The 25,801-nt window shown below is 39.4% G+C and carries 31 protein-coding genes; 11 read left to right on the forward strand and 20 right to left on the reverse strand.

Annotated elements, in window-relative coordinates; genetic code table 11:
* Window positions 1–231: 231 nt before the first annotated feature.
* Window positions 232–513: a YlaN family protein gene (locus tag QUF73_09100; protein ID MDM5226371.1), complete on the reverse strand. Its 282-nt coding sequence runs from the start codon at window positions 511–513 to the stop codon at window positions 232–234.
* Window positions 514–785: 272 nt separating this feature from the next.
* Between QUF73_09100 and QUF73_09105 the strand changes: the two genes are divergently transcribed.
* Window positions 786–1,283, forward strand: a complete 498-nt coding sequence (locus tag QUF73_09105) for a peptidyl-prolyl cis-trans isomerase (protein ID MDM5226372.1) — start codon at window positions 786–788, stop codon at window positions 1,281–1,283.
* Window positions 1,284–1,386: 103 nt separating this feature from the next.
* On the opposite strand, the gene QUF73_09110 is transcribed toward QUF73_09105, so the two are convergent.
* Complete coding sequence (locus QUF73_09110) at window positions 1,387–2,718, reverse strand: PhoH family protein (protein MDM5226373.1); 1,332 nt, start codon at window positions 2,716–2,718, stop codon at window positions 1,387–1,389.
* 342 nt (window positions 2,719–3,060) lie between these two features.
* Here QUF73_09110 and QUF73_09115 point away from each other — a divergent pair, with 342 nt between their 5' ends.
* Window positions 3,061–3,666, forward strand: a complete 606-nt coding sequence (locus QUF73_09115) for a YhcN/YlaJ family sporulation lipoprotein (GenBank protein ID MDM5226374.1) — start codon at window positions 3,061–3,063, stop codon at window positions 3,664–3,666.
* 90 nt (window positions 3,667–3,756) lie between these two features.
* On the opposite strand, the gene QUF73_09120 is transcribed toward QUF73_09115, so the two are convergent.
* Window positions 3,757–4,212: a pyridoxamine 5'-phosphate oxidase family protein gene (locus tag QUF73_09120; protein ID MDM5226375.1), complete on the reverse strand. Its 456-nt coding sequence runs from the start codon at window positions 4,210–4,212 to the stop codon at window positions 3,757–3,759.
* 236 nt (window positions 4,213–4,448) lie between these two features.
* Here QUF73_09120 and QUF73_09125 point away from each other — a divergent pair, with 236 nt between their 5' ends.
* The gene (locus tag QUF73_09125; GenBank protein MDM5226376.1) at window positions 4,449–4,649 is read left to right on the forward strand and encodes a YlaI family protein; all 201 of its coding nucleotides are present in this window, start codon (window positions 4,449–4,451) and stop codon (window positions 4,647–4,649) included.
* Between the two features lie 56 nt (window positions 4,650–4,705).
* Here the strand turns inward: QUF73_09125 and QUF73_09130 are convergent, their stop codons facing one another.
* The 3 genes from QUF73_09130 to typA are packed head-to-tail and all read right to left on the reverse strand — an operon-like array spanning window position 4,706 to window position 7,191.
* Window positions 4,706–4,996 carry a hypothetical protein gene (locus QUF73_09130; GenBank protein MDM5226377.1) on the reverse strand — a complete coding sequence of 97 codons (291 nt, stop codon included), beginning with the start codon at window positions 4,994–4,996 and terminating at the stop codon, window positions 4,706–4,708.
* A gap of 15 nt (window positions 4,997–5,011) precedes the next feature.
* Window positions 5,012–5,326: a YlaH-like family protein gene (locus QUF73_09135; GenBank protein ID MDM5226378.1), complete on the reverse strand. Its 315-nt coding sequence runs from the start codon at window positions 5,324–5,326 to the stop codon at window positions 5,012–5,014.
* A 26-nt stretch (window positions 5,327–5,352) separates the two neighbouring features.
* The gene (typA, locus tag QUF73_09140; GenBank protein MDM5226379.1) at window positions 5,353–7,191 is read right to left on the reverse strand and encodes a translational GTPase TypA; all 1,839 of its coding nucleotides are present in this window, start codon (window positions 7,189–7,191) and stop codon (window positions 5,353–5,355) included.
* Between the two features lie 214 nt (window positions 7,192–7,405).
* Between typA and QUF73_09145 the strand changes: the two genes are divergently transcribed.
* Complete coding sequence (locus tag QUF73_09145; protein MDM5226380.1) at window positions 7,406–7,591, forward strand: YlaF family protein; 186 nt, start codon at window positions 7,406–7,408, stop codon at window positions 7,589–7,591.
* A 38-nt stretch (window positions 7,592–7,629) separates the two neighbouring features.
* Here the strand turns inward: QUF73_09145 and QUF73_09150 are convergent, their stop codons facing one another.
* From QUF73_09150 to QUF73_09160, 3 genes are all read right to left on the reverse strand, one after another.
* Window positions 7,630–8,100, reverse strand: coding sequence for a GNAT family N-acetyltransferase (locus QUF73_09150; GenBank protein ID MDM5226381.1), 471 nt, complete (start codon window positions 8,098–8,100; stop codon window positions 7,630–7,632).
* On the reverse strand, window positions 8,087–8,887 hold the full coding sequence (locus QUF73_09155; protein MDM5226382.1) for an inositol monophosphatase family protein: 801 nt from the start codon (window positions 8,885–8,887) through the stop codon (window positions 8,087–8,089). Before QUF73_09155 ends, QUF73_09150 begins: the two co-directional genes overlap by 14 nt.
* A gap of 225 nt (window positions 8,888–9,112) precedes the next feature.
* Complete coding sequence (locus QUF73_09160) at window positions 9,113–9,307, reverse strand: hypothetical protein (protein ID MDM5226383.1); 195 nt, start codon at window positions 9,305–9,307, stop codon at window positions 9,113–9,115.
* 195 nt (window positions 9,308–9,502) lie between these two features.
* Between QUF73_09160 and QUF73_09165 the strand changes: the two genes are divergently transcribed.
* On the forward strand, window positions 9,503–10,123 hold the full coding sequence (locus QUF73_09165; GenBank protein ID MDM5226384.1) for a DUF1054 domain-containing protein: 621 nt from the start codon (window positions 9,503–9,505) through the stop codon (window positions 10,121–10,123).
* A 77-nt stretch (window positions 10,124–10,200) separates the two neighbouring features.
* Here the strand turns inward: QUF73_09165 and QUF73_09170 are convergent, their stop codons facing one another.
* Window positions 10,201–10,476, reverse strand: coding sequence for a UPF0223 family protein (locus QUF73_09170; GenBank protein ID MDM5226385.1), 276 nt, complete (start codon window positions 10,474–10,476; stop codon window positions 10,201–10,203).
* Between the two features lie 57 nt (window positions 10,477–10,533).
* Complete coding sequence (locus QUF73_09175) at window positions 10,534–11,493, reverse strand: nitronate monooxygenase (GenBank protein MDM5226386.1); 960 nt, start codon at window positions 11,491–11,493, stop codon at window positions 10,534–10,536.
* A gap of 327 nt (window positions 11,494–11,820) precedes the next feature.
* On the opposite strand from QUF73_09175, the gene QUF73_09180 reads away from it, so the two are divergent.
* A complete protein-coding gene (locus tag QUF73_09180; protein MDM5226387.1) occupies window positions 11,821–13,290 on the forward strand; it encodes an aminotransferase class I/II-fold pyridoxal phosphate-dependent enzyme in 1,470 nt (489 codons plus the stop codon).
* A 41-nt stretch (window positions 13,291–13,331) separates the two neighbouring features.
* Here the strand turns inward: QUF73_09180 and QUF73_09185 are convergent, their stop codons facing one another.
* Complete coding sequence (locus QUF73_09185; GenBank protein MDM5226388.1) at window positions 13,332–13,466, reverse strand: GapA-binding peptide SR1P; 135 nt, start codon at window positions 13,464–13,466, stop codon at window positions 13,332–13,334.
* Window positions 13,467–13,676: 210 nt separating this feature from the next.
* Window positions 13,677–13,976: a DUF3055 domain-containing protein gene (locus QUF73_09190; GenBank protein ID MDM5226389.1), complete on the reverse strand. Its 300-nt coding sequence runs from the start codon at window positions 13,974–13,976 to the stop codon at window positions 13,677–13,679.
* A 169-nt stretch (window positions 13,977–14,145) separates the two neighbouring features.
* Here QUF73_09190 and QUF73_09195 point away from each other — a divergent pair, with 169 nt between their 5' ends.
* Complete coding sequence (locus QUF73_09195; GenBank protein MDM5226390.1) at window positions 14,146–14,583, forward strand: DUF1885 family protein; 438 nt, start codon at window positions 14,146–14,148, stop codon at window positions 14,581–14,583.
* A 40-nt stretch (window positions 14,584–14,623) separates the two neighbouring features.
* Here the strand turns inward: QUF73_09195 and QUF73_09200 are convergent, their stop codons facing one another.
* On the reverse strand, window positions 14,624–15,478 hold the full coding sequence (locus QUF73_09200) for a polysaccharide deacetylase family protein (GenBank protein MDM5226391.1): 855 nt from the start codon (window positions 15,476–15,478) through the stop codon (window positions 14,624–14,626).
* Between the two features lie 369 nt (window positions 15,479–15,847).
* Between QUF73_09200 and QUF73_09205 the strand changes: the two genes are divergently transcribed.
* Window positions 15,848–17,371: a BCCT family transporter gene (locus QUF73_09205; protein MDM5226392.1), complete on the forward strand. Its 1,524-nt coding sequence runs from the start codon at window positions 15,848–15,850 to the stop codon at window positions 17,369–17,371.
* Window positions 17,372–17,423: 52 nt separating this feature from the next.
* On the opposite strand, the gene QUF73_09210 is transcribed toward QUF73_09205, so the two are convergent.
* Window positions 17,424–17,669: a hypothetical protein gene (locus QUF73_09210; GenBank protein ID MDM5226393.1), complete on the reverse strand. Its 246-nt coding sequence runs from the start codon at window positions 17,667–17,669 to the stop codon at window positions 17,424–17,426.
* Window positions 17,670–17,957: 288 nt separating this feature from the next.
* Here QUF73_09210 and QUF73_09215 point away from each other — a divergent pair, with 288 nt between their 5' ends.
* Window positions 17,958–18,344, forward strand: a complete 387-nt coding sequence (locus QUF73_09215; GenBank protein ID MDM5226394.1) for a small peptidoglycan-associated lipoprotein — start codon at window positions 17,958–17,960, stop codon at window positions 18,342–18,344.
* 48 nt (window positions 18,345–18,392) lie between these two features.
* On the opposite strand, the gene lpdA is transcribed toward QUF73_09215, so the two are convergent.
* The 5 genes from lpdA to QUF73_09240 all read right to left on the reverse strand — a co-directional run bounded on the left by lpdA (window position 18,393) and on the right by QUF73_09240 (window position 24,614).
* Entirely contained in the window at window positions 18,393–19,802 is a 1,410-nt protein-coding gene (gene lpdA, locus QUF73_09220; protein MDM5226395.1) for a dihydrolipoyl dehydrogenase, read from the reverse strand.
* Window positions 19,803–19,808: 6 nt separating this feature from the next.
* The gene (locus QUF73_09225; GenBank protein ID MDM5226396.1) at window positions 19,809–21,155 is read right to left on the reverse strand and encodes a dihydrolipoamide acetyltransferase family protein; all 1,347 of its coding nucleotides are present in this window, start codon (window positions 21,153–21,155) and stop codon (window positions 19,809–19,811) included.
* Between the two features lie 87 nt (window positions 21,156–21,242).
* Window positions 21,243–22,220, reverse strand: a complete 978-nt coding sequence (locus QUF73_09230; protein ID MDM5226397.1) for an alpha-ketoacid dehydrogenase subunit beta — start codon at window positions 22,218–22,220, stop codon at window positions 21,243–21,245.
* Window positions 22,221–22,223: 3 nt separating this feature from the next.
* The gene (gene pdhA, locus QUF73_09235) at window positions 22,224–23,339 is read right to left on the reverse strand and encodes a pyruvate dehydrogenase (acetyl-transferring) E1 component subunit alpha (GenBank protein MDM5226398.1); all 1,116 of its coding nucleotides are present in this window, start codon (window positions 23,337–23,339) and stop codon (window positions 22,224–22,226) included.
* Between the two features lie 606 nt (window positions 23,340–23,945).
* Entirely contained in the window at window positions 23,946–24,614 is a 669-nt protein-coding gene (locus QUF73_09240; GenBank protein MDM5226399.1) for a YkyA family protein, read from the reverse strand.
* Window positions 24,615–24,879: 265 nt separating this feature from the next.
* Between QUF73_09240 and QUF73_09245 the strand changes: the two genes are divergently transcribed.
* On the forward strand, window positions 24,880–25,014 hold the full coding sequence (locus QUF73_09245) for a YjcZ family sporulation protein (GenBank protein ID MDM5226400.1): 135 nt from the start codon (window positions 24,880–24,882) through the stop codon (window positions 25,012–25,014).
* Between the two features lie 170 nt (window positions 25,015–25,184).
* Complete coding sequence (gene def / locus QUF73_09250) at window positions 25,185–25,736, forward strand: peptide deformylase (GenBank protein ID MDM5226401.1); 552 nt, start codon at window positions 25,185–25,187, stop codon at window positions 25,734–25,736.
* Window positions 25,737–25,801 lie beyond the last annotated feature (65 nt).

The raw sequence follows: 25,801 nt of genomic DNA on the forward strand, positions 1-25,801 counted from the left end.
TTTATTACTTATTCTACTATAGTATTGAATATCCTGCTTTGAAGAAAAGAAAAGTTAATTTAAATGTAACACAGCAAAGAAAAAAATTCTATAATTATGTCATACTAATTTTAAATTAAGTTATACAATTTTAACTATTCTATTCTTATTGATATACTATTTCAATCCTTTTAAAGTTTATCCGGTTATAAAAAAACTCAAACAATCTTTAAAAGATGTTTGAGTTTTTTTTTATTTTTTTACTGAGGCTTCGTGGAGCATGGATAGCTCCCTTTCCAATTCATCTAAAATAGCCTTGCCTTCAGCCTCTTCAATTAATCCAAGACGGACAGCAAAATCTATTTCTCTGGATAAGCCAAACATCTGGGTATCAAGAACCTCTTCATATAGAGGACATTGAGGCATAGTCAGGTTATCCATTTGCACCTTAATTAATTTTAATATTTTAGCAGCATCAGCCTTTAATAGAGCATTTGCTTTTTCTTTGTGATCAATAATCATGTCAGAAGCCAATTTTCAATCCCTCCATTTCCGAGCGATTATCCTATCTATAAATTTTATACTTAAGCTTGGAAAAAAGCAAGGATAATAAGGGATTCCAAAGAGAAATGATTCTGGTTTTTCTGTTAGAACACTTCTATTATGGCATGTCATCAGCGCACTCCAGGATTCGTTTTGTTCATTAATATCGTCTTAACCAATTGAGCGACTGACAAGCAGCTTAAAAATCTGTATACTTAAACATACATACTTAAAGCATACATGGAGCTGCCAGGAGGTTCAATATGGAGAATATAATTGCCTTTAAAGGAAACGTTAAATACCAAATCACCTTAGATCCAGGAGTCTGGATATTCGATGATCGGAGGGTCGATTTGACAACATACTTTACACAAGAAGATATCAGGAAAAATGAACTTGAAGAATATACCAAAGCAGTCTCAAAGCATTGGGATAGAGAAATCATGGAAGGTGCAGTATTTCCTCCAACACTTAAAACAGAAAAGAAATTTGAAAAAGAAAAGGTTCTTACCGGGACATTCGGTATACCTTTTAAACCATTCCTTATGAATGCAGAACCGAAGGAGAATGCAGAAATCGTTATTATTGAAAGCGAAGATGGGGAGGCCCGATTAACTCTACCTCAAGCCGAGGAATTAATATTGGGGTTCTCAAAGGATGGAAAGCCTTTAAAAGAAGATGGGCCAGTTCATGTCTATTATGGAGATGGAAGCAATCAAAACTCCCCCATAAAAAGAGTGAAGGCATTTAGAGTGGAATGACCGGAGAGGGCGATTGTGCATCGCCCTTTTTATTTTGGGAGCTAAACGGACATAGACCTCCCCGGCATACAGACTGCAGATTTCAAAGCTTCTTCCATGCTGGCTATAATAGGTCAGCAGCAAGCTGGGCAAGGCCAGATCTCTCACCTTTAACAAGCTTGACATGGCCGGAGATAACCTGATCTTTGAATCTTTCCACGACATAGGTGAGACCGTTGTTATAAGCATCCAAGTAGGGATGATCAATTTGCTCAGGGTCTCCCATCAGGACAATTTTACTTCCTTCCCCCACCCTGGTTAAAATGGTTTTTACTTCATGTTTTGTCAGGTTCTGCGCTTCATCTATAATGATAAATTGATCTGGTATGCTTCTGCCCCTGATATATGTCAGAGCTTCAACCTCAATAGAGCCCATACCAGCCAATATTGCATCCAATTCACCTGGCTTTTTGACATTAAACAAGTACTCCAAATTATCAAAAATCGGCTGCATCCACGGCCTTAACTTCTCTTCTTTTTCTCCGGGAAGGAATCCCAGATCCTTTCCTACCGGGACAATAGGGCGAGCCACCAGCAATTTTTTGTAATGACCATAATCTTCTGTCTGCATTAAGCCGGATGCCAGCGCCAGAAGAGTTTTCCCAGTCCCCGCCTTTCCGATAAGCGTAACAAGCGGCAGATCATTTCTCAGCAAGAGCTCCAGAGCCATTGTCTGCTGGACGTTCCTGGGCTTGATCCCCCAAATATGATCATGGTCAAAAATGAGCTTTTTCACTTTCTTTCCACTTTTGTCCACAATACCAAGCGCAGACGAAGATGAACCCAGCGCATCTTTCATCACCAGAAACTGATTAGGGTAGAAAGGATGGTTCGCTATCTCTGATAGCGGCAGTTCTCCTTTTTCATAAAAGCGGTTCATAATATCGAGGCCGATATAGACTTCCAGAAAACCAGGATATAAATGATCATTTTCGACTACCCGGTCACTTAAGAAGTCTTCTGAAATTAGCCCGATAGCATCTGCTTTAACTCTGACAAGGGCATCTTTGCTTACAAGAATTACTGTTCGTCCATTTTCTTTTGTCTCTTCCTCAAGTGATAAGTTTTTTGCAACTGCCAAAATCCGATTATCATTTGTTTTTTCAACAAAGATCTCTTGAAGTTCATGAAATGATCTATGATTTAACTCAATTCGCAGGCTTCCGCCGTTTTCAAGAGGTATTTTCTCATGCAGCTTACCCGTCTCCCTCATGCTGTCAATCAGCCGGGATACTTGCCTTGCGTTCCTCCCAATTTCATCCATATACCTTTTCTTAGAATCAACTTCTTCCAGAACTACAGCCGGAATGACTACTTCATTTTCTTCGAATGAAAATATGGAATTAGGATCCTGCAACAAGACATTGGTATCTAATACGTAAATTTTACTCAATATGATGCCTCCTGCTCCTCTTGTGTCTTTATAAAGCAAATTACAAAAGCGAGGTCCCCTGCTTGCGGATTTGCAGCTTCATGAAAGAATCACCTTCAATCTTGATGGAATATTATCCTGTTGTTTTATATTATTCATTCTTTTAAAGATGTTGATTAATTATGAATAAAGGCTTTCTTATGAAGTGGACAAATCTATCTTGGTAAAAATATATGTAATGCCGAATAAAGATAGAAGAAATTTTGCACAATAACATTAAATAATCCTCATTATACCTGAACCTGAAAAAGTCAAGTGACCACTTTCAATTTCAGGGAAAATTTTGATGGGCCGGAGGTGTCAAATATGAATAGATGGCTGCTGATATGCATGACAGGATTACTATTAACAGGGTGCGGTATGAACGACAATCAGGCGCTAGACCATCAGGAACAGCAAAATACCAACACCATAAATGTTAAAAATAGTACAATACAGGAAGTTGACAGGGAAACTGGACAGCAGGTTTCCAGGCATCTTGTCAACTTGGCTTCCCGAGTTCCTAATGTAAATGATGCGACTGCTGTTGTCCTTGGACGCTTTGCTATAGTCGGAGTAGATGTGAACAAAAACCTCGACCGTTCTGAGGTTGGAACAATTAAATATTCTGTTGCGGAAAGCCTCAAAAATGATCCTCATGGTGCAAGAGCCATTGTAGTGGCTGATCCGGATATTAACGCAAGGCTGCGGGAAATAGCTGAAGACATTCAAAACGGTGAGCCCTTGCAAGGAATCATGAATGAACTGGCAGATATCGCGGGCCGGCTTATGCCTGAAGTTCCTGCCGACTTGGTTGATCCAAAAAAGGAAAATGAGAAAAACGCAACCGAAGATCCAAAGAAAAAACTCGACAATAATCAGGAAAAACAGCTTGAACAAAAACAGGAAGAACAATCAAATTATCATAAATAGAAGGGTGACAGGCACCTATACCATTTCCGCTAAGTGGCATAGGTGCCTGCCGCTTTTTCAGCAAAAAAAAAACTTAGTTCCCAGGAGGAACTAAGCTTTTTTCATCGCTTCCATAACCTGTTTGTCCAAACGGGCTGCTGCGTCTTTATCATATGTTTTGTCATATTGCGGCTCTACAGTAATTTTAGACCCGTAAAACATGACATCACGGACTTCTTTCACAGTGATTTCCATAAGTGCAAGCTTAAGAGGTACTCCCTCCATCTTTTCTTCCTTAACCGAAGCTTCACCAGAGATGGAGTATGTAGATTCATTCGCAATAATATTCAGAACAACCTTGTTATTGCTATTTATGTTTTGAACAATCCTGGAACGGTTATCGACTGCAAAATACAATGTTTCCTCATTTTTTGCCAATACCCATGAAATCGCATTGACATTAGGTCCGCCGGTTTCAAAATCAACAGTGGCAAGTGTAACAAAACGTTCCTTTTGCAGTTCGTCATATAATGGTTTAATTAATTTCGGTTCTACCTGATTTGCCATTCTTTTCCCTCCTTTATTAACTTCATCATAGTATGATAACGCTTTTCTTTCAACCAATAACATCCTTTTCCTCTAGTCGTTTGAAGCCTTTGCGCTTTCTATACTAATATGAACTAACGCAATAAACCCAATACGGGCTGACCCTAAAAAATTTAATTTGCCGCAAAGCATTCGAATCAATCCTTAACTTATACTATAATGGTATTAACAACAGCTAAAATAATATGAGGTGTCCTATGCGAGTAAAATGTGTACTTTGTGATAAAATCGAATCAATTGAAAACGAGTCCTTACAGGCTAAACGGCTTCGAAACCGCCCTATTCACACATATATGTGCAAACCATGCGAATCAAGAATTACCGAAAAAACACAAAAAAGAGCAGATACCGGAAACTTTAACCTCTATCGAAGCAAAGTTCAGGAGGAAGAATGGTAAATCAGACGAAGAGCATAAAAAAAGCCGTCCCAAACATCATTTAGGGACGGCTTTTCTTATTCCTCTGGATAATTCACATACTTTTCAGGTTCATTTTGAATCTGATTAAGCATCACTTCTATTAATTCGCGGGGAAAACGGCTTTTCTTCCGTTCTTCACCCTTTGTATAATGCACAAAGTACATGACATCATCTTTTTCAACTTCGATATCAGAAATCTCATGCTCTTCTGCAAGAATGTCAAAAAACATTCTTTCTGTGTCTGCTGCTGCTGTATCATCCGGACGTTCATCACAGACAATTTTTATCGTTAACCAGTTATACAGTGAATCCTGCAAAGATTTCATCTCAGCCTCTCCCGGTTATTCCGCCTTTGCCTGTTCCTTCTTTTCCTGGTGAAGGCGGATTTTATAGATAATTAAGATTAACGCAGCAACAACAAGGCCTTCTGCTACAGGAAGGAATACCCCAAGAAATGTCAACACGGTACATCCTAAAATCAAGAAGGTATATATAACAGCTGATTTCATTATAGGAAGTTTCTTGGCAAACCCCAATTTAAAAACCAGTATGGACAGTAATACAATTGTTATATATAGAAGCCACATTCCAGTTGTGGGATTCTCATGGACTTTGAACAAAGCAGCGAAAAAAGACAGGCGCTGTGAAACATCCATATCCTTCTCTCCTCCCCTTCTTAGCCTTAGTTAGTTTCAGCGTATTTCTTCTTCTTGGCCATTCTTTCACGTTCATTTTTATCAAGAATTTTCTTGCGCAGTCTGATTGACTCAGGTGTTACTTCAAGCAGCTCATCATCATTCAAGTATTCCAGCGCTTCTTCAAGTGTCAGAATACGCGGCTTTTTAATTACATTCGTTTGATCCTTATTAGCAGAACGGATGTTGGTTGCATGCTTCACTTTAGTGATATTGACAGTAAGGTCATTTTCACGTGTATGTTCTCCAACAATCATTCCTTCATAGATTTCAGTACCTGGTTCAACGAAAATGGTACCTCTATCCTCCACTTGCATAATACCATATGTGGATGACTTTCCGCTTTCCATGGACACAAGCACACCTTTGCTTCTGCCTCCGATTTGTCCTTTAATTTCAGGCTGGTAGCTGTCAAATGTGTGATTGATAATACCGTATCCGCGAGTAAGCGTCATAAATTCTGTGGAGTAGCCAATTAGTCCGCGGGCTGGGACGTTGAATGTTAGTCGCACTTGGCCATTTCCGTTATTGACCATATCAAGCATTTCACCTTTACGTGTACCCATTGATTCAATGATTGAGCCGGTATTATCCTCTGGCACATCAATTTGAACACGTTCTACCGGTTCACAGCGAACACCATCAATTTCTCTAATAATTACTTCAGGCTTGGAAACCTGCAATTCAAAACCTTCACGGCGCATATTTTCAATGAGGATTGATAAATGAAGTTCTCCACGTCCAGATACAACCCAAGCGTCAGGTGAATCTGTATTTTCGACACGAAGACTCACATCTGTCTCAAGCTGGGCACGCAATCTTTCTTCAACTTTTCTGGCTGTAATATACTTGCCTTCTCTTCCTGCGAATGGGCTGTTATTTACAACAAAAGTCATTTGCAATGTTGGCTCATCTATTCTAAGAACAGGAAGTGCTTCCTGATGCTCGACAGGGCAGATTGTTTCCCCGACGTTGATGTCTTCCATTCCGGAAACAGCGATCAGATCTCCAGGAAACGCTTCTTGAATTTCCTCGCGCTTTAGGCCGAAGAAGCCAAAGATTTTTGTAACCCGGAATTGCTTGACCGAACCATCAAGCTTCATTAAGGCAACTTGCTGGCCGACTTTGATTGTTCCCCGGAATACACGGCCTATTCCGATTCTTCCCACATAATCATTGTAATCTAAAAGGGCAACCTGGAATTGGAGCGGCTCTTCACGATTATCAATAGGTGCTGGTATATGGTCAATAATTGCTTCATAAACCGAATGCATATCATCATCCTGTTTATCAGGAGTTGTACTTGCAGTCCCAGCAATAGCAGACGCATAAATGACCGGAAATTCAAGCTGGTCTTCGTCTGCACCAAGTTCGATAAATAAATCGATAACCTCATCAACAACTTCTGTTGGGCGGGCAGATTCCTTGTCAATTTTATTTACTACTACGATTGGTGTTAATTTTTGCTCCAAAGCCTTTTTGAGTACGAAGCGTGTCTGAGGCATACAGCCTTCATATGCATCAACTACTAATAAAACACCATCAACCATTTTCATGATACGTTCTACTTCACCGCCGAAATCTGCGTGTCCAGGCGTATCCAGAATGTTAATTCTTGTATCTTTATATTTAACTGCAGTGTTTTTAGCTAAGATCGTAATACCGCGTTCTCTTTCCAGATCATTTGAATCCATCGCGCGCTCTTCCACGTGCTCATTTGAACGGAAAGTCCCGGACTGTTTTAAAAGCTCGTCAACCAATGTTGTTTTACCATGGTCAACGTGGGCTATAATTGCAATATTTCGAATATCTTCTCTTAATTTCAAAAGATTTCCTCCTATTTATAAAAACTGAATCACTTTTCAACATTTTTCACAACTGATACATTATATCACAATTACTATAGAAACCTAAAAGCTTTTTGTGTAAAATAATGTAGAAAAGGATTTATTTCTGATGTATGCTGTTTATTTTTATTCTCTTTACATATTTTTCGCCAGTATTTACTTAAAATAATCCGCTTGGGAGTGTAAAAAATCTATGAACAAAATCAAGTGGCCTTTATTAGCCTTTGCGATTGGGGCAGCTCTATGCATGATGGGCATAGGCGTTGCTGTAGCTGAAAGAAGCATTATAGGGATGATCATTGCCATCATTACTTTAATTTTTGTAATGGGATACGGTTTTAAAACAAAGAAGAAAATGAGGGAAGACGGTTTATTATAGAAACGGCATAAAAGCTGCAGCTCTGCGCTGCAGCTTTTTCAGATTAATGGACAGACCATTATCAAGAAGTCTTTTCCATCGGGATTAGCCTCCATTTTGAATTGCTCAAAACCGGCATCAGCTAAAAAATATATCCAATTGTGCCGGTTTTCAGGAATACCCGCAAAGAAAGACTTTTCTCCTTTTTCCTTTAATTCTGCGGCTAACAGCTCGATAACCTTAGTGCCGATTCCTTTCCTGCGAATATTGTTCTTAACCAGAATAGTACCCAGCCATGGTTTCCGGTTAGAAGGAGATGAATTTACATGGAATGTGACGACTATCCGTTCCCCATCAATCCTCCAAATTCTCCACTCCCCATCCAATTCCTGATACCTGGCCATATAATCCCTTAGGTTATGCCCGCTTTTTTCTTCTTCTTCCCAAGCAGCACTATCCTTGATGACCTCTAAAAAAAATGGCAAGTCTTCATCTGTGAACCTGCTGCTTGATATATTACCAATTGCCATTTTTTAAGTATTCTTTCATAATTTCCTGATGTAACCCTGGCTTAGAGACAAAAACAGAATTGTTTTCAAGATAGTTCAGCGGATCACCTTTAACGGTTGTTGCAATTCCTCCCAATTCCTCAATCATGATGACACCAGCGGCGAAATCCCATGGAGCCAGACGCATTGTTATGTATGCATCAACCCTCCCGGATGCAATATATGCCATTTCAATTGCTGCTGAACCATAGGATCGGGTTCCTCTTGCATTTCTTACGAGTGGAGCCAGGAGTGATGGATCAATTCTTCTATTTTCCGTAACCCACGTAGCATTCAATCCAATTATTGCCTTTGATACATCCGTTTCCTTTAATGGCGGAAGTTCCAAATCATTCATGAAAACACCCTGCCCCTTCATGCAATGATATAACTCATCATGGACTACATCATAAATTAATCCAATTTTCCCCTTTCCATTTTCATAGACGCCTACTGATATCGCAAAGTTTCTCTGCTGATGGACAAAATTCATTGTTCCGTCAATTGGATCAATAATCCAGACAATCCCTTCCATATCGCTTAACTTATCACCGAAACCCTCTTCACCAAGGATTCGATGGCCAGGATATTTTTCATTAATTTTATTTATGAAGAATTGTTCTGTTTCCTGATCTATATCTGTCACTAAATCGTTTGCATTTGACTTGGTGGTGATGGTCAAAGTTTTGCTGAAAGAATTTTTAATATTCTCGCCGGCCTCTCTTATCAAGGCTTTGGCATATGTATGAATTTCACTCCAATTTGTCATTGGTCCGCCCTCCGCTTGGTATATCATTAAAATATAACTAGCTTAAATGAATTAGCAAGGTTCTTCAAGTTATATATTCTCCTATGATGCGGGTTATCATTTGCATGTAAAAATAATTGCCAAAATAATAAACGAACTCCTCATCTAATCAGGGAGTCCGTTTCTAATTATTCTTTCTTTTTTTTTGCATTTTTTCTGACTTTTCTCCTTTATTCACAATTCATCTTAAAGTGCTTTTAATCTAAGAAGTTCCTGCCTGATTTTTTCAAGCTTTAGTTTTGATTGCTTCTGGAGATCTTCATTTTTTTCTGACATGGCATCAAACAAAGTAGCTAACTCATAATCCATTTCCAGCCTTAAGACCGCTGTTCTTTCCCTATCACCATTTTTCTTCTTCACTGTATTCATAAGTTGTTTCATTAGACAGTACACCCCTTCCAATAGTGTTTAATTTTCTGATTATTTTTACTATTATCATATGAAGGACAATTCTCAGTTGCAACTAATTTGTGCGATAACCTAAAACTTTATTTAGTATCTTCTTTAGAGCTTAAAATTTTTCGATTGTTCGAGGTTATGCTACAATATTTGACAAAGCCTATAGGAGGTTAGCTTATGTCTTTTTCTGGTTTTACTAACGATGATTTCGATGTCTTTAAAATAGATGGACTTGATGAAAGAATGGACAGGTTAAAATCTGTTATTAGGCCTAAGTTAGAAGAGTTGGGACGCCATTTTGCACCCTCTCTCTCAAACCTGTCCGGAGATGAAATGTTTCCTCATGTTGCTAAGCATGCCAGAAGAACAAAGAATCCGCCAAATGATACTTGGGTCGCATTTGCAGGCAATGCAAGGGGATACAAAATGCTTCCTCATTTCCAGATAGGTTTATGGGAAACACATGTATTCATCTGGTTTGCCATCATCTATGAAGCACCGAATAAAGCTGCTGCAGGCAGGTCTTTTGAGAACAGCCTGGATAAGTTTTATAAAGAAATACCCAAAGATTATGTCTGGTCCGGCGATCACACAAAGCCAGATGCTGTTTTGCATAATCAAATGTCCAAAGAAGAATTGAAATCCATGTTTCAGCGCCTGCAAAATGTAAAAAAAGCTGAAATTCTTTGCGGCTATCATATTTCACGAGAAGATGCCGTTCACTTGTCACCTGATCAGTTTATTGAAAAAGCTGAATCTGTATTTAGAAATTTATTACCCCTATACAAAATGGCATAAACATGTTTCGCATAAGGTAGATTAGGCAGCTCAAAAAAAACAAACCTTCAATTTGAAGGTTTGTTTTTTTACTAAGTCTATTTCTGCATTCTTACTTTATCCCCGGCTGAACGTTCTTTGGCCAATTTAACTGTCCGGTAGGAGGAATAGCCGCTTTGTTCTTCAAATTCATCACAGATGTTTTTCTCCTGGGCTTTTCCCGGAACGATTTCCTTAAAGCGTCTATATGCATTCATGAATTGTTCCCGCTCAATTCCTTTTTCGTATGCCATTTCAATGCTTTCAAAGTATTTGATAACGTCAACTACTTCTTCTGTGGACCAATCCTGGTCAATCGGGTATTGATATTCCACTTCACTTCACCTCATTTATGATAATTCATGGTGCATTTTCACATTATTTTATCATAATTATTTAATCCATTTCCCCCTGATTGATTCTCCTTCTGCAATGATCCGCTGGAATAATTCTTCAACAGACGGGATATCCTTAATTAATCCCATAACTTGTCCAGCCCATGCAAATCCTTCACGGTCTTTCCCTTCATATATATATTTTTTATTAGCATTCCCGCTAATGTAGTCTTTTAACTGCTCATAGCCGCCGTTTTGTTTTTCGATTTCAAGTATTTTTTCCGACCATGAGTTGGCGATTACCCTTGCAGGTGCACCTATAGTTCTTTTTATTACTACAGTGTCATTTTCTGTTCCTTCGACTAAACGATTTTTATATAATTCAGAAGCATGGACGCATTCCCTTGTTGCAACAAATCTTGTCCCCATCTCAATACCCTCTGCTCCAAGACTTAATGCTGCCATCAGGCCCCTGCCGTCTCCGATTCCTCCTGAGGCAATCACAGGAATGGATACAGCATCAGCCACCTGAGGTACTAGAACGAAGGTTCCAATATCATCCCTGCCTAAATGTCCGCCGCCTTCCTGCCCGACAACCATCACAGCATCGGCCCCAAGTTCCTCTGCCTTTACTGCCTGCCGTTTTGCCGCCACAAGTACAAGCTTCTTAACATTTACACCCTTTAATTGATCAAAAATAGGAGCAGGATTTCCCCCTGTCATAGAAATAACAGGAACTTCTTCTTCAATCGCAACATCCAGGTAGTGAGAAAATGGCCTTCCATGCTGTCCAATAGCAAAATTAACCCCAAATGGCTTGTCTGTCAATTTCTTCACCTTTTGGATCTCATCTCTTAGTTTTTCCGGGCTGCTGAGAGACATTGCGGTAACCTGCCCTAATCCTCCGGCATTTGAAACAGCTGCAGCCAAATCTGAATAGGCAAGATGGGCAAGGCCGCCCTGTATAATTGGATATTTAATTTTCAATAATTCTGTCACACGTGTATTCCAGTTCATTTATATTCCCTCCATTTCTTCCTAACTTTTATTTCTATTTGTAAGGTTTAAATTCCTGTTAACTTCTAAAACTAATGGCAAACCGAAATGTGGAGGCGACTGCCGTGGGACGACAAGCATAAGACGAGCCCTGCAAGGAGGTGTTCTTTCCTTCTGAACGGGATTAGCATGTCTTTCGTCCCTAGGAGCGGTAACTAGACAGGCTTTAACAGAATGAGTATGCAATAAAACTTTCTATGCAAAGGGATTGAATAATGCTATAATGCAAATGTTTTATAACAGCATGCACATATTGAAATATTATTATTAAAGAGGTGTGGGAATAAGTTGTCTCAATACAAAACACCGCTGTTCAGCGGTTTGCTTGCACACGCAAAAAAGGATCCGGTTCAGTTTCATATACCCGGCCACAAAAAAGGTGCCGGGATTGATCCGGAATTCAGGGAATATATAGGTGATAATGCACTCGCTATTGACCTGATCAATATTGGTCCTCTTGATGATCTTCATCAGCCCAAAGGCATTATAAAAGAAGCACAGGATCTTGCAGCAGAGGCCTTTGGGGCCGATAAAACATTCTTCTCTGTACAAGGAACGAGCGGAGCCATCATGACGATGGTTATGGCTGTCTGCGGGCCAGGGGATAAAATTATTGTTCCGAGGAATGTTCATAAGTCCGTCATGTCTGCAATCGTGTTTTCAGGAGCAACCCCTATTTTTATACATCCTGAAATTGATGAAAACTTGGGAATATCTCACGGAATAACAACTGAATCAGTCTCGAAAGCCCTGGAACTTCATCCGGATGCCAAAGGGGTATTAGTAATTAATCCGACCTATTTCGGTATTTCTGCCGACCTAAAAAAAATTGTTGAAATAGCCCATTCATACAATGTGCCTGTCCTTGTGGATGAAGCCCATGGTGTGCATATTCACTTCCATGACGAGCTTCCATTATCCGCCATGCAGGCCGGCGCTGATTTAGCAGCAACATCAGTCCACAAACTGGGCGGGTCCATGACACAAAGTTCAATCTTAAATATGAAAGGGAATCTTGTTTCGGCCAAAAGGGTACAATCCATTTTAAGCATGCTGACAACAACTTCCACTTCCTATTTATTGCTTGCCTCCTTGGATGTTGCCAGAAAACGTCTTGCCACTGAAGGAAAGGAACTTATTCAAAAGACTATTGATTTGGCCCAGTCCATTCGCCGCCGCATCAATGAAATTGACCGGCTATATTGTGTCGGTGAAGAAATACTGGAAACAAAAGCGGCGCATGACTACGATCCGACCAAATTGATTATTTCTGTCAAAGAACTTGGCATGAATGGTTTCGATGTGGAAAATTGGCTTAGGGAACATCATAAAATTGAAGTAGAAATGTCCGATTTATATAATATCCTTTGCATCGTTACCCCCGGTGACACTGAAAGAGAAGCTGATATTTTAGTTTCCGCACTTGCAGAACTCGCTAATGAGCGCAAAGGAAATACTGAAAAGCTTGAAACTCAAGTGCTTCTGCCTGATATTCCCGTTTTATCGCTTACACCACGTGACGCATTTTATGCTGATACAGAACTGGTTCCTTTTGACGAGTCAGAAGGAAGAATTATCGCCGAATTCATTATGGTTTATCCACCCGGAATACCAATATTTATTCCAGGAGAAATCATTACTAAGGAAAACCTGCGTTATATTAAAACGAATATGGAAGCGGGACTTCCAGTTCAAGGGCCGGAAGATTACGACTTCAAATATCTTCGCGTAATTGAAGAGCACCGGGCCATCAGATAATGCAAAAGAGCCTTCCATTTAAGGAAAGGCTCTTTTTATTATTAACGATTATTTTTTGTACTCTCTGTTTTTTCTCCGTCACAGCAATTGCATTTTTTTGAATATAGTACGGTTACTTTTTCATCCTCAAAGTGATCAATAGTTGAATTGCAAGCCTGGCATACGATTGTACCCATCTTTTCATTCTCCTTTTCAATGAGTTTTAGTATTAATTGAAAGCGCTTTATCTATAAATCAATAATAATATAACATTATTAAATTATCAAGCCTAATTGTATAACATAATTATTGTTTTTTATTGGTATTTGCGTTAATGGCATTTATAAACCTTTATTAATAGTATGACATAATAAAAAAAACAGACCAAATCGGCCTGTTTTTTTTGTTTAATCGTATTGTTCTTCGAAGCGCGCACCAGGGATCGCTTCTATGAAAAACTCGCTTAAATCAGCCGCTTGTTCATATAAATCAAGCTTAAATGCCTTTTGCAAGTATTCGATGTCTTCGAGATCTTTAGTGTCGAGGAGAGTGGAGCGGCCGGTCTGCATACAAATAACCAGAGGCTTAGAAAAGAAGAGGTTTGTATAAACAATTCCAAAATCATAACGTGTTGACTCAGTCGTAAATCCAACAAAACGGACATTCACGTTTTCATGCTCATCATAGAGCTTCTCAAAATAATCCATAAGTTACCTCCCTTTTAAATAAATATTTAGAATATTATTATAATTCACTTTAGGCGCTTTGACAAGTAATTTAATTTTACCTTACTATTTTAAGTTGTCATAAGATTTTATCTAATGCTAGAATGAAGGAAGATGTTCATTACCATATATGGGGAAAATGGGGGGAAAGATGTTGGCGGCTAATTCTTTTATCAAGCTGGTTCCTTCATCAGCTAAGGAAATTATTTCTACAGAAGAGCTTAAAGAACTTTTTTTATATTATAAGGATATTACAGGCAAAACAGGCAGCCAGATTAAATGGGAATATAATGATGCCGCTTTTCCTTATGAGATTAAAGAGAAGCCTGAAGCAAAAGGAACCTGGTTTTACCTATATTCAGACCATGACCGATATAATGCCATATTGCTTGGAATTGATAAAGAAAAAGTTATTGAGGAAGACGGTTCCGAACGGGAACAGGCATACATACAAGTAACATTGCCGGAAAGTGCAACATTCGGAGATAAAGGGAAAGCAAATGAATTTTGCAAATTTCTTGCTAAAAAACTCCAAGGTGAATTGCATTTGTTTAATGGAAGAATCATGTATTTTTATAACCGGAAATAAATAATACAAGAATTAATGAGAACAGCAGCTGCTGTTCTCATTATTTTTCCTGGCTGATCTGGGCCGGATCGACTAGTGTATACCCTTTATTCCGCAGTCCTTTCACAATATCCTCTAAAGCTTCTTTCGTCCATAGCCTATCATGCATCAGCAAGTTTGCACCATTCACTAAATAAGGTGAATTGACCATTATATCTGCTAAAGCCTCTTTTGATTGATAGTCCTTCTCCCAGTCGTACCCGTATGTCCAATTCATGAGGAGCATTTTTTCGTCCTTAGCGACCTTTCTGCTGTAGTCTGTATTGGATCCAAATGGAGCCCTAAAGAATTTAGGTCTCTCTCCAATAATTTCTTCAATTCTATCACTAAGAGCAACAATCTCTTTATATTGCTGTTCATCCGAAAGGTTTTGCAGATTTTGGTGGGTGTACGTATGATTTCCAATGGCAAATCCTAGTTCATTAATGGCCTTCAACACTTCAGCCTCTTCTGGGGTGTCAATAAAATGCCCATTAACAAAAAAGATGGCTGGTGCTGAAAGTTTTTTTAAGATCCTGGCCATTTCTAATGCATTTTCGTCAGGAGCATCATCAATTGTTAATAATATAACTTTTGAATTTGCCTGATTAATTGGTTCTATTGTCCAATTGCGTTCATTTAGCTTGTATTGCGGTTCTGTAATGGTTACTGGTTCTATTTGTTTCTCTTCGGCATCTTCTTTATTGTTCTCTGATTTAGATTCTTGAACATTAGAATGATCATCTGAATTACTTTCCTCTTTCTTATGCTCTTCTTTTTCCATATCTGATGGCTTAGGTTCAACCGCAGTAAAGTCCGAACATGCAGCCAGAATCATAATGAAAAAAACATACATTATAAGCCTTGTTATTCTCATATTGCCCTCCTCTAGTGCATAATTCTTTAAACTCACTCCAATAAGTGTTAGTATGTAAAATGGCCTTTTTAAAAGTGTTGTTCCCCTTTTTGACACCTTACCATTACCTACTGATTTTACCCGAAATAGGTTCGTTTTGAACATTTAAAAGTGAAATTTAGGAATTAGTTAGGAGCTTTACATTCTCTCGATTTCACTGAAGCGATCTTTTTCGGGGAGCTGCTCTCCCCTACTGAGCTTCAAAATGCTTTAAAAAATCAAGCAATAACTGTCAGGAAAGCAGGATACTATTTTCCTGCATTTTTAGGATTGGGAGTTTTACAGAATTATTTTATTTAGGTTCATTTTATTATGATTTGGAGGGATTTGATGAAGAAACTGACACCCGTTTTTACGGTATCAGTCCTATTCACAGCAATATTTATTTTATGGGGACTTGTCCCGGAGACCATACTGCCAAAAGGCAACCTTGATTCTGTTACAGCAGCTGTTCAAGGATTCATATTGGAGAAGTTCGGCTGGTTTTACCTTTTATCAGCTTCTATCTTTTTAATTTTTTCAATCCTGTTAGCATTCAGCAAGTACGGGAATATTCGTCTGGGCAAGGATGCAGATAAGCCCGAATATAGCTATTTATCATGGTTTGCCATGCTTTTCAGTGCCGGGATGGGAATTGGCCTGGTTTTCTGGGGAGTGGCGGAACCTATGTACCACTATTACTCGCCTCCTTTTCTCGAAGGACAGACACCAGAAGCAGCCAGAGCAGCCATGAGGTACTCCTTTTTCCACTGGGGCCTTCATCCGTGGGCTATTTATACTGTAATTGGGCTTGCACTGGCTTATTTCCAGTTCAGAAAAGGAGCACCGGGAGTTATCAGCTCCATTTTGAGGCCAATTTTAGGGAGCAAAGTGGATGGGCCGCTGGGCGTATTAATTGATTTTATTGCCGTCTTTGCTACTATTTTCGGAGTTGCAACATCATTAGGGCTGGGTGCCATTCAGATTTCCGGAGGACTTTCTGGAATATTCGATAGTATCGGTAATAATTTCACTACTCAATTAGTTATTATTATCGTTGTAACGGTTTTGTTTATGCTTTCAGCACAAACCGGATTAAACAAGGGAATAAAATATTTAAGTAATTTAAATATTATCTTGGCAATATCCTTATTATTATTTCTGCTGTTTGTAGGTCCGTCTAACTTTATTATGGACCTGTTCACAACGACGATTGGCTCTTATCTTCAAAATCTTCCATCCATGAGCTTCAGGCTCAGCCCTTTTGATCAGGAGCTGACATGGTTTCAGGATTGGACTATTTTTTATTGGGCATGGTGGATTGCCTGGGCGCCATTTGTCGGTACGTTCATAGCCAGAATATCCCGTGGAAGGACAATAAGAGAATTCGTCATTGGTGTGCTTGCTGTTCCAACCCTATTTGGAGCCCTTTGGTTCTCTGTTTTTGGAGGAACAGGTATATACCTTGAATTCTTCGAGGCTAAGCCTATCATGGAAGCAATCGAGCAGCAGGGAATGGAAGTAGCACTGTTTACTGTGTTTGAGAACTTCCCTTTCAGCACTGTTCTAAGCTCATTGGCTATTTTCTTAATCAGTACATTCTTTATTACTTCTGCAGACTCAGCTACTTTTGTTCTTGGTATGCAGACAACGAACGGAAACCTGAACCCTCCGGGTAAAGTGAAATTTGTCTGGGGCATTATTCAATCAGCATCTGCAGCCATCCTTTTATGGACAGGAGGTCTTGAAGCACTCCAAAGAGCTTCCATTATAGCTGCACTCCCTTTTACCATCATTATGCTTCTAATTGTGGTATCGCTGGTTAAATCGTTTAAAGAAGAAGTCATCCCGAAAAAAACAGATGATATAGCCTAATAAAAATCGGCACCTGCTAAAGGTGCCGATTTTTTTATCCTTACTCGTCTCTTTACCAATGAGACAAGTAGGACATTGCAATATGGAAGGATGCATATAAGCTTAAGCTCATAACAGTTACCATAAATGTTTTTTTTGCAGACTTAATTACCCAATTTCCAATGTTTATTGCCAAATAGAAAAAAACAAAAAACATAATGACTTTATATATGAGCTGGTCATATTTTGACAGCCATTCAATGAAAGTATATCCGCTCCAAATTAACATCTGCAGCAAAAGAGCTGTATAAATCTTCATGCACTCCACCACCAAATTTTTTAATCCTTACCCGTTATTTTAATAGAAGAAACACTTGTGTATGTAATATATGTTGAAAAGGATATTCTTATTTTTCATTTCTGTAACATTTGAATGACAAGCCAAAATTTTCTTTTACTATGTGATAAAATACTCATAAATATTAGGTGCTTATTATGAATTACTCATCAACTGTTAGAAGACTGGAAAAATACCAAGACTTCTATACCGCTTCAGATAAAACAATCTTATGTCATACGGTGGAATTTATAATAAAGTGAGGGCAAAATGATGAAAGGTCTGCCGCTGATATTAATTACTGCACTCTTATTTGTGACCTCTTCATGCAACCATAAGGAAGTAAAAAAAGAGCTGAAGATTGACGATAGTGTTAAACAGCTCATTTTTTTCACAGATAATAAACAATATGAACAGGAAATATCCTATTATGATGCCATCATCGAATTAAAGAGAAGCTATCCGGATCTGATCAAGAATATGAAAATCATAACAGCATCAGAATCCAGCCATATAAGCAATTATAATGTAGAAAACTGTCCTGCCATGCTGCTGGTATATCAGGATAAAGTGATTGTAGAAATTAAAGGCACTGTACCTAAAGAGAAGATCATTAATCCGCTTGCCGATGCAATGGATGAAAAGGACGTAAAGTAGGCAAATATACAAAAAAAAATCCTCCCCTGGCAGGGAAGGATTTTTTAATTATTTTACAATGTGAATTGGGCTTCCAATAGCAACTTCTGCTGCTTCCATTGTGATTTCACCCAATGTTGGATGAGCATGAATAGTCATGGCAAGGTCTTCTGCAGTCATGCCTGCTTCAATAGCCAATCCAAGCTCAGCAATCATATCAGATGCACTTGCGCCAGCGATTTGCGCACCGATTACAAGACCATCCTCTTTGCGTGTCACTAGCTTTAAAAAGCCGTCAGTGGAATCAAGTGCAAGGGCACGGCCATTAGCTGCGAATGGGAACTTCGCTGCCGTTACTTCGATTCCTTCTTCTTTAGCCTGCTGCTCAGTATATCCTACAGAAGCCAATTCAGGCTCAGAGAATACCACAGCCGGGATTGCTAAGTAATCAATTTCTGCATTATGGCCTGCAATTGCTTCTGCAGCAATCTTACCTTCGTAAGAAGCTTTATGAGCCAATTGAGGACCTGCAACAATATCACCAATAGCATAAATGTTGCTTACATTCGTACGGCATTGTTTATCGATTTCAATAACACCGCGTTCAGTCATCTTAATGCCCGCTTGTTCCAGGCCAAGTTCGTCTGTATTTGGACGTCTTCCAACCATTACAAATACATAATCTGCGTCAAGAGATTTCTCTTCGCCTTTTTCTTCAAACTTAACGGTAACTCCATTTTCATTCTCTTCAACACCTTTAGCAAGTGCCTTTGTAATGAATTCAACGCCTTTTTTCTTTAAGTTCCGTTTAACAAGTGATGACATTTGCTTCTCAAAACCAACAAGGATATCATCTGCACCCTCAAGAACAGTTACTTGAGAACCGAAATTCGCATAAGCTCCGCCAAGTTCAATTCCGATAACACCACCGCCAATAACGACGATTTTCTCTGGAATCTCTTGAAGAGCCAGGGCACCTGTTGAATCGAGAACTCGTTTGGAGAATTTAAACGTTGGCAATTCAATTGGACGAGATCCTGTAGCAATGATCGCATTTTTGAATGTATAAGTCTGTGCGGAATTATCATCCATTACACGAAGGGTATTCGCATCAACGAAGTAAGCTTCCCCGCGTACGATGTCAACTTTATTGCCCTTTAAAAGACCTTCTACTCCTCCAGTAAGCTTATTAACTACACCGGATTTAAATTCTTGTACTTTTGTAAAGTCAACTTTTACATTTTCAGCTGTAATACCCATTACATCTGAGTGTTTTGCATTTTCGTAGCGGTGGCCAGCTGCGATTAAAGCCTTTGAAGGAATACATCCAACGTTTAAGCAAACTCCGCCCATATTAGCTTTTTCTACAATTGTTACTTTTTGTCCAAGCTGTGCTGCACGAATCGCTGCAACATATCCACCAGGACCCGCACCAATGACTATAGTATCTGTTTCGATTGGAAAATCTCCTACTACCATTTGTTATTACGCCTCCATTAACAATAGTTCTGGATCGTTCAGTAAACGCTTGATGTGATTTAATGCATTTTGTGCAGTTGCTCCATCAATAATTCTGTGGTCAAAGCTTAGTGACAATGCCAATACTGGAGCAGCAACAATTTCTCCATCCTTCACTACTGGCTTTTCAGCAATGCGGCCAATTCCAAGAATGGCAACTTCAGGATGATTAATAACCGGAGTAAACCATTGACCGCCGGCAGAACCGATATTTGTAATTGTGCATGAAGCACCCTTCATTTCATCTGGAGCAAGCTTACCGTCACGCGCTTTACCAGCTAGCTCATTGATTTCATTAGAAATGGCAAATGTAGACTTGCGGTCTGCATCCTTAACAACTGGCACAAGAAGCCCTTTTTCAGTATCCGCTGCTATACCGATGTTGTAGTAATGCTTATGGATGATTTCACCTGCTGCATCATCGATTGAAGTGTTTAGTGCTGGGAATTCACGCAATGCACTCGTTAATGCTTTTACCACATAAGGAAGGAATGTAAGCTTAATTCCTTTATTAGCTGCAACTTCTTTAAACTTCTTGCGGTGTGCAACAAGTTTCGTAACATCAATTTCATCCATTAATGTTACGTGTGGAGCTGTATGCTTAGAGTTTACCATAGCTTTTGCAATTGCTTTACGGATTCCGCTCATTTTCTCGCGAGTTTCTGGATATTGTCCAGCAGGAATTGCCTGTGCAGCTGCAGGTGCAGTTTCTTTTGCTTCAGCTTTTGGTGCGTCTTCTTTAGCAGTGGTTTCAGCAGCTTTTGCTCCGCCATTCAGGAATGCATCAATATCATCTTTCTGGATGCGTCCATTTTTGCCGCTTCCAGCTACCTGGCGAATATCTACACCTTTGTCACGAGCGTATTTTCTAACAGACGGCATAGCAATAATACGGCGATTAGGATCTACTTCCGTCTCAGAAATAACTACTCCTTCTTTTGGTGCATCTTGTGCAGGAGCTTCTTCCTTCTTCAAATCCTGGCCAGCTTCAGCAGTTGCCTGAACTTGCGCTTCTGTTTTTTCTTCTTTAGGAGCCTCATCTTCATGGTCTCCCTTGAATTTAAGGTCTTCATATCCAGGAGCATCAAAAGTAATCAATACTTGACCTACAGTTGCGACTGTACCTTCTTCAACAAGGATTTCTTCAACTTTACCTTTTACTGGGGAAGGGATCTCTACAACCGCTTTATCATTTTGAACTTCACAAAGCACGTCATCTTCTTGTACTTCGTCACCTGGCTTTACAAACCACTTGACGATTTCACCTTCATGGATACCTTCACCGATATCAGGCAATCTAAATTGGAATGCCAATGGAATTCACCCTCCTATTATTTCGATCGTTCATAATAAAACACGTCAGGGGGATATTTTCCCCCTTGTGTCATCAGTTATATGCGATTAAAATTCAAGAACTTTTTTAGCTGTTTCGATTATATCTTTATAGTTTGGAAGCCAAACAGTTTCAGCTTGCGGGAAAGCAAATACAGTATCTGGTGCAGCTACACGCAGAACTGGTGCTTCCAGGCTGAGAATTGCACGATCATTAATTTCCGCAACAACATTTGCTGCAATACCAGCCTGCTTCTGTGCCTCCTGAACAACAATTGCTCTGCCAGTCTTTTCAACAGAAGCAATGATTGTTTCAATATCAAGAGGAGCAACTGTACGCAAGTCGATAACTTCTGCAGACTTTCCTTCTTTTTCAAGCTCTTCAGCCGCTTTTAGAGATTCATGGACCATTGCCCCGTAAGTCACAATAGTCAGGTCAGAACCTTCACGTTTAACTTCTGCTTTACCAAGAGGGATGGTATATTCCTCTTCAGGCACTTCCTGACGGAAAGAACGGTACAATTTCATATGCTCAAGGAAGATAACAGGATCGTTATCGCGAATTGCTGAGATAAGAAGTCCCTTTGCATCATAAGGAGTTGACGGAATAACAACCTTTAGTCCAGGCTGTTGAGCCATTAAGCCTTCCAGGCTGTCAGCATGCATTTCAGGAGTATGTACCCCTCCCCCGAATGGTGAACGGATTGTTACCGGGGAATTATATCTTCCGCCGGAACGGTAACGCATGCGTGCCAGCTGGCCGGAAATAGAATCCATTACCTCATAAACGAATCCAAAGAATTGGATTTCAGGCACCGGACGGTAGCCTTGTAAACCAAGACCGACTGCCAGACCGCCGATTCCGGATTCAGCTAGCGGTGTATCAAATACACGCTCTTCGCCGAATTCTTTTTGAAGGCCTTCGGTAGCACGGAAAACGCCGCCGTTTACGCCCACATCTTCACCGAATACCAATACATTCGGATCGTTGCGCAATTCTGTGCGAAGAGCATCAGTAATTGCCTGAATCATTGTCATTTGCGCCATGGCTTACTTCGACTCCTTTTCTTTGTATATTTCATACTGTTCTTTTAGGTTATAAGGCATTTCTTCATACATGATGTTCATAAGGTCAGTAACCTTTTGTTTAGGTGTATCATCAGCCTTTTTAATAGCTTCTTTAATATCTTCTTTTGCTTGTTCAATTACTTCGTTTTCCATGTCTTCATTCCAGATGCCCTTATCTTCAAGGAACTTACGGAAACGAACAAGCGGGTCTTTCTTTTCCCATTCATTATCCAGGTCAGAAGTACGGTAACGCGTTGGATCGTCACCTGCCATTGTGTGTGGTCCGTATCGGTAAGTCAAAGTTTCGATTAGTGTAGGACCTTCACCATTCAATGCACGTTCACGCGCCTCGCGAACAGCTGCATAGACAGCAAGCGGATCCATACCATCAACCTGAATTCCAGGTATTCCGGCTGCCACTGCTTTTTGTGCAATTGTTTTCGCTGCTGATTGTTTTTCTACAGGAGTAGAGATTGCAAAGCGGTTATTCTGAACAATGAAGATAGCAGGTGCTTTGAATGCTCCTGCAAAGTTGATGCCTTCATAGAAGTCCCCTTGTGAAGCACCGCCGTCACCAGTATAAGTGATGGCAACTTTCTTTTCGCCGCGCTTCTTCATTCCAAGGGCAACCCCTGCAGTCTGGATATATTGTGCTCCAATGATAATCTGAGGTGAAATGACATTTACACCTTCAGGGATGTTTCCGCCTTCGAAGTGTCCGCGGGACCATAGGAAAGCCTGGTATAACGGAAGTCCGTGCCAAATGATTTGAGGAACATCACGATATCCTGGAAGAATGAAATCTTCTTTCTCCAATGCAAAATGAGATGCAAGCTGAGAAGCTTCCTGTCCGGCAGTAGGTGCATAGAAGCCCAAACGGCCTTGTCTGTTAAGAGAAATGGACCGCTGATCGAGAATGCGGGTATAAACCATACGGCGCATTAATTCCTGAAGCTGCTCGTCGCTTAAGTCAGGCATTGCTGATTCATTAACAACCTTGCCTTCTTCGTTTAAAATTTGTAGAGTTTGGAACTGTTCTTCAACTGTTTCGAGCTGTTTTTTAGCATCGAATTGTGCCTTCTTAGTTTTAGAAGCCATATCAGTCACCCTTTCCTTTCATAAAAAAGACGTTAATTAAGAGTTTTTATACACAAAATTTAGGTTACCCAAAACGAAGCCATATTAGATACTCTTTCAAAGGCATAAAGTTTTCTCTTTCAGGCATGGTTTATTAAGCATCACTAAATAGCAGAATGCTCGTTTCTGCCATATGCATACTTTTAAATAGTGTTCCACAGATCACTTCTAAAAAAACGTCTTTCTGTTCATCTTTAACTATCATATTCTGTATCAGTTTATTTTGCAACATAATTGATACAGAAATAATTACGAGATTTAGTTTAATACACCTTCAAGACCTTAGTCAATTACCTTGCTTTTTGTTTTTCACAGTTTGCATACTTTTTATATTTTTTATTGATAACCAAAACTGTATTATCAGCTTCTATACATCTGTACTATAAAAAACTCTTATATTTTGATGTGTTATAGTAAAGAAAAGTCACCTGTCATTATCTTAATATAAAAAGTACTGCTCTAAGGAAGAAAGCGGATTCATTATGAGCCGCCGTTTCCTTCCGTTCTTTTGCTTTAAGAATAGCCAAAAAGCAAAAAAATGCCGGCATTAATATGCCGGCATTAATATTATTCTTCTCTATTTATTTCAAGACCTGCTTCTTTATAGAAATCCAGTTTAGTTTCATTATACTCTTTTGTTTTTTCATTGAACTGCTTATTTGAAGCCAGTATCTTTTCATATATGTCATTTATTTTGCTTACCTGGTCTTCCAGCTGTTCTAGAGTAAGATCTTCCTTTTTAAACATGGCATATAACTCTTTATCTAATTGGGTCGCTTTCGAATAATCCTCGTAAAGAGTGTCATGGATTTTATACCTGTCCATCATAATTTTATATAGTTCTTTGGCTTTATTTTTCAATTTTTGATCCTCTATCTCCTCTATGATCGGAGATAATGATTCAAATTCTTTTTTTGACGCCTGGATGCTTTCCTGCTCTTTTTCCATATGAGTTACCCGCTGCTCCACAATGGAGGAAGCTTCATCAGACAGCTTTTTAATTTCCTCGAAATCCTTCATTCCCAGGTTGATAATTTTATCGTATAATTCCTTTTCTCTTTTCTCCAGTTTCACTAGCGGTTCCTGCTGCTTTTCAAAATCCTTTTCTTTAGCTACTACATTCTCCAGCACTTCATACATTTTTTCCTCGGGATCCGGATTGTTCAGACAGCCTGTGAGAATGAAAGCCCCTATGATAAAAACAAGCAGCAGTCTGCTTTTGTTCAAAATCGACACGTTGAAACCTCCTTACTAATAACATTTTTAACTATAAAGGTACCGGCCAGGTTTGACAATAGCCCTTTGGTTTGACACTCATCGCACCATTGCAGAGCTTGTCCTAATTACAAGTATAATTTAAATCTATTCACTCCATTTTTCCTTTATGACTTGGGCAAAGGCCTACACCAAACATCATATGAAACATAGGCTATATTAATCGTCCGATGCGGCAAGTCAAAAAAAAATGGACGATAATCTTACTTTAGGGAGGTTATCCTTCATGTACGGATATGGCGGATACGGTTATGGATGCGGTTATCCAGTATCGGGAGCCGGCTGCGGCAGAGGTTTTGCGTTAATTGTAGTATTATTCATTCTCTTAATCATAGTTGGCTGCGCTTGCTGGAAGTTTTAATTACATGAGAAGGTGCCAAAGGCGCCTTCTCTTATTAACTTTTTTGCCCCGCTCTGATAGACTGAATATAATTAAATAGACACATGGCTTTTTTGGGCTATGCCAATTGATCTTCTTGCCAATAATTTAGCCATTTTTCTATTCTTTATTACTTAGCGGGAGTGATAATCATGCTGAGCATGAAAGATATTATCCGCGACGGCCACCCAACTTTAAGGAAAATTGCCGCGGAAGTGAACATGCCTCCATCTGCAGATGAAATACAAATCTTAAAAGAAATGATGGAATATGTAAAAAACAGCCAGGATCCAGAGATTTCTGCAAAATATGGCTTAAGGGCTGGCATTGGTTTAGCTGCTCCTCAAATCAATATTTCCAGGCGGATGATCGCTGTTCATGTAACCTATAACCAGGAGCTATACAGTTATGCTCTCTTCAACCCTAAGATCATCAGCCATTCTATGCAGCGTTCTTATCTGGCTGCAGGAGAAGGCTGTCTATCTGTTGATGAATTTATACCCGGTTTTGTGCCCAGATATGCAAAAGTGACTGTAAAAGGTACCGATCTGGAGGGCAATGAAGTAAAACTCAAGCTCAAAGGGCTGCCAGCCATTGTATTTCAGCACGAAATTGATCATCTGAACGGAATCATGTTTTACGATCACATCAATAAACAAAATCCGTTTCAGCCGATTGAAAATGCAATTGCTATAGAACGGTAGATTGCTGCTGCATAGCATAACAAAAGGAAAGCCTCCAGCTAATAAAACGGATGCTTTCCTTCATT

Origin of the sequence: Cytobacillus sp. NJ13 (assembly GCA_030348385.1) — a bacterium.
GTDB lineage: Bacteria > Bacillota > Bacilli > Bacillales > Cytobacillaceae > Cytobacillus.

What these genes read in the sequence shown, in the direction of transcription:
- QUF73_09115 (MDM5226374.1), top strand. Translation starts at nt 3,061, where the DNA reads ATGAATAGATGGCTGCTGATATGCATGACAGGATTACTATTAACAGGG.
- QUF73_09205 (MDM5226392.1), top strand. Translation starts at nt 15,848, where the DNA reads ATGAAGAAACTGACACCCGTTTTTACGGTATCAGTCCTATTCACAGCA.
- QUF73_09105 (MDM5226372.1), top strand. Translation starts at nt 786, where the DNA reads ATGGAGAATATAATTGCCTTTAAAGGAAACGTTAAATACCAAATCACC.
- QUF73_09130 (MDM5226377.1), bottom strand. Translation starts at nt 4,996, where the DNA reads ATGAAATCTTTGCAGGATTCACTGTATAACTGGTTAACGATAAAAATT.
- QUF73_09215 (MDM5226394.1), top strand. Translation starts at nt 17,958, where the DNA reads ATGATGAAAGGTCTGCCGCTGATATTAATTACTGCACTCTTATTTGTG.
- QUF73_09160 (MDM5226383.1), bottom strand. Translation starts at nt 9,307, where the DNA reads ATGAAACAACTTATGAATACAGTGAAGAAGAAAAATGGTGATAGGGAA.
- QUF73_09185 (MDM5226388.1), bottom strand. Translation starts at nt 13,466, where the DNA reads ATGGGTACAATCGTATGCCAGGCTTGCAATTCAACTATTGATCACTTT.
- QUF73_09120 (MDM5226375.1), bottom strand. Translation starts at nt 4,212, where the DNA reads ATGGCAAATCAGGTAGAACCGAAATTAATTAAACCATTATATGACGAA.
- QUF73_09145 (MDM5226380.1), top strand. Translation starts at nt 7,406, where the DNA reads ATGAACAAAATCAAGTGGCCTTTATTAGCCTTTGCGATTGGGGCAGCT.
- QUF73_09190 (MDM5226389.1), bottom strand. Translation starts at nt 13,976, where the DNA reads ATGGATTATTTTGAGAAGCTCTATGATGAGCATGAAAACGTGAATGTC.
- QUF73_09210 (MDM5226393.1), bottom strand. Translation starts at nt 17,669, where the DNA reads ATGAAGATTTATACAGCTCTTTTGCTGCAGATGTTAATTTGGAGCGGA.
- QUF73_09195 (MDM5226390.1), top strand. Translation starts at nt 14,146, where the DNA reads ATGTTGGCGGCTAATTCTTTTATCAAGCTGGTTCCTTCATCAGCTAAG.
- QUF73_09125 (MDM5226376.1), top strand. Translation starts at nt 4,449, where the DNA reads ATGCGAGTAAAATGTGTACTTTGTGATAAAATCGAATCAATTGAAAAC.
- lpdA (MDM5226395.1), bottom strand. Translation starts at nt 19,802, where the DNA reads ATGGTAGTAGGAGATTTTCCAATCGAAACAGATACTATAGTCATTGGT.
- QUF73_09135 (MDM5226378.1), bottom strand. Translation starts at nt 5,326, where the DNA reads ATGGATGTTTCACAGCGCCTGTCTTTTTTCGCTGCTTTGTTCAAAGTC.
- QUF73_09150 (MDM5226381.1), bottom strand. Translation starts at nt 8,100, where the DNA reads ATGGCAATTGGTAATATATCAAGCAGCAGGTTCACAGATGAAGACTTG.
- def (MDM5226401.1), top strand. Translation starts at nt 25,185, where the DNA reads ATGCTGAGCATGAAAGATATTATCCGCGACGGCCACCCAACTTTAAGG.
- QUF73_09200 (MDM5226391.1), bottom strand. Translation starts at nt 15,478, where the DNA reads ATGAGAATAACAAGGCTTATAATGTATGTTTTTTTCATTATGATTCTG.
- QUF73_09165 (MDM5226384.1), top strand. Translation starts at nt 9,503, where the DNA reads ATGTCTTTTTCTGGTTTTACTAACGATGATTTCGATGTCTTTAAAATA.
- QUF73_09175 (MDM5226386.1), bottom strand. Translation starts at nt 11,493, where the DNA reads ATGAACTGGAATACACGTGTGACAGAATTATTGAAAATTAAATATCCA.
- pdhA (MDM5226398.1), bottom strand. Translation starts at nt 23,339, where the DNA reads ATGGCTTCTAAAACTAAGAAGGCACAATTCGATGCTAAAAAACAGCTC.
- QUF73_09245 (MDM5226400.1), top strand. Translation starts at nt 24,880, where the DNA reads ATGTACGGATATGGCGGATACGGTTATGGATGCGGTTATCCAGTATCG.
- QUF73_09230 (MDM5226397.1), bottom strand. Translation starts at nt 22,220, where the DNA reads ATGGCGCAAATGACAATGATTCAGGCAATTACTGATGCTCTTCGCACA.
- QUF73_09155 (MDM5226382.1), bottom strand. Translation starts at nt 8,887, where the DNA reads ATGACAAATTGGAGTGAAATTCATACATATGCCAAAGCCTTGATAAGA.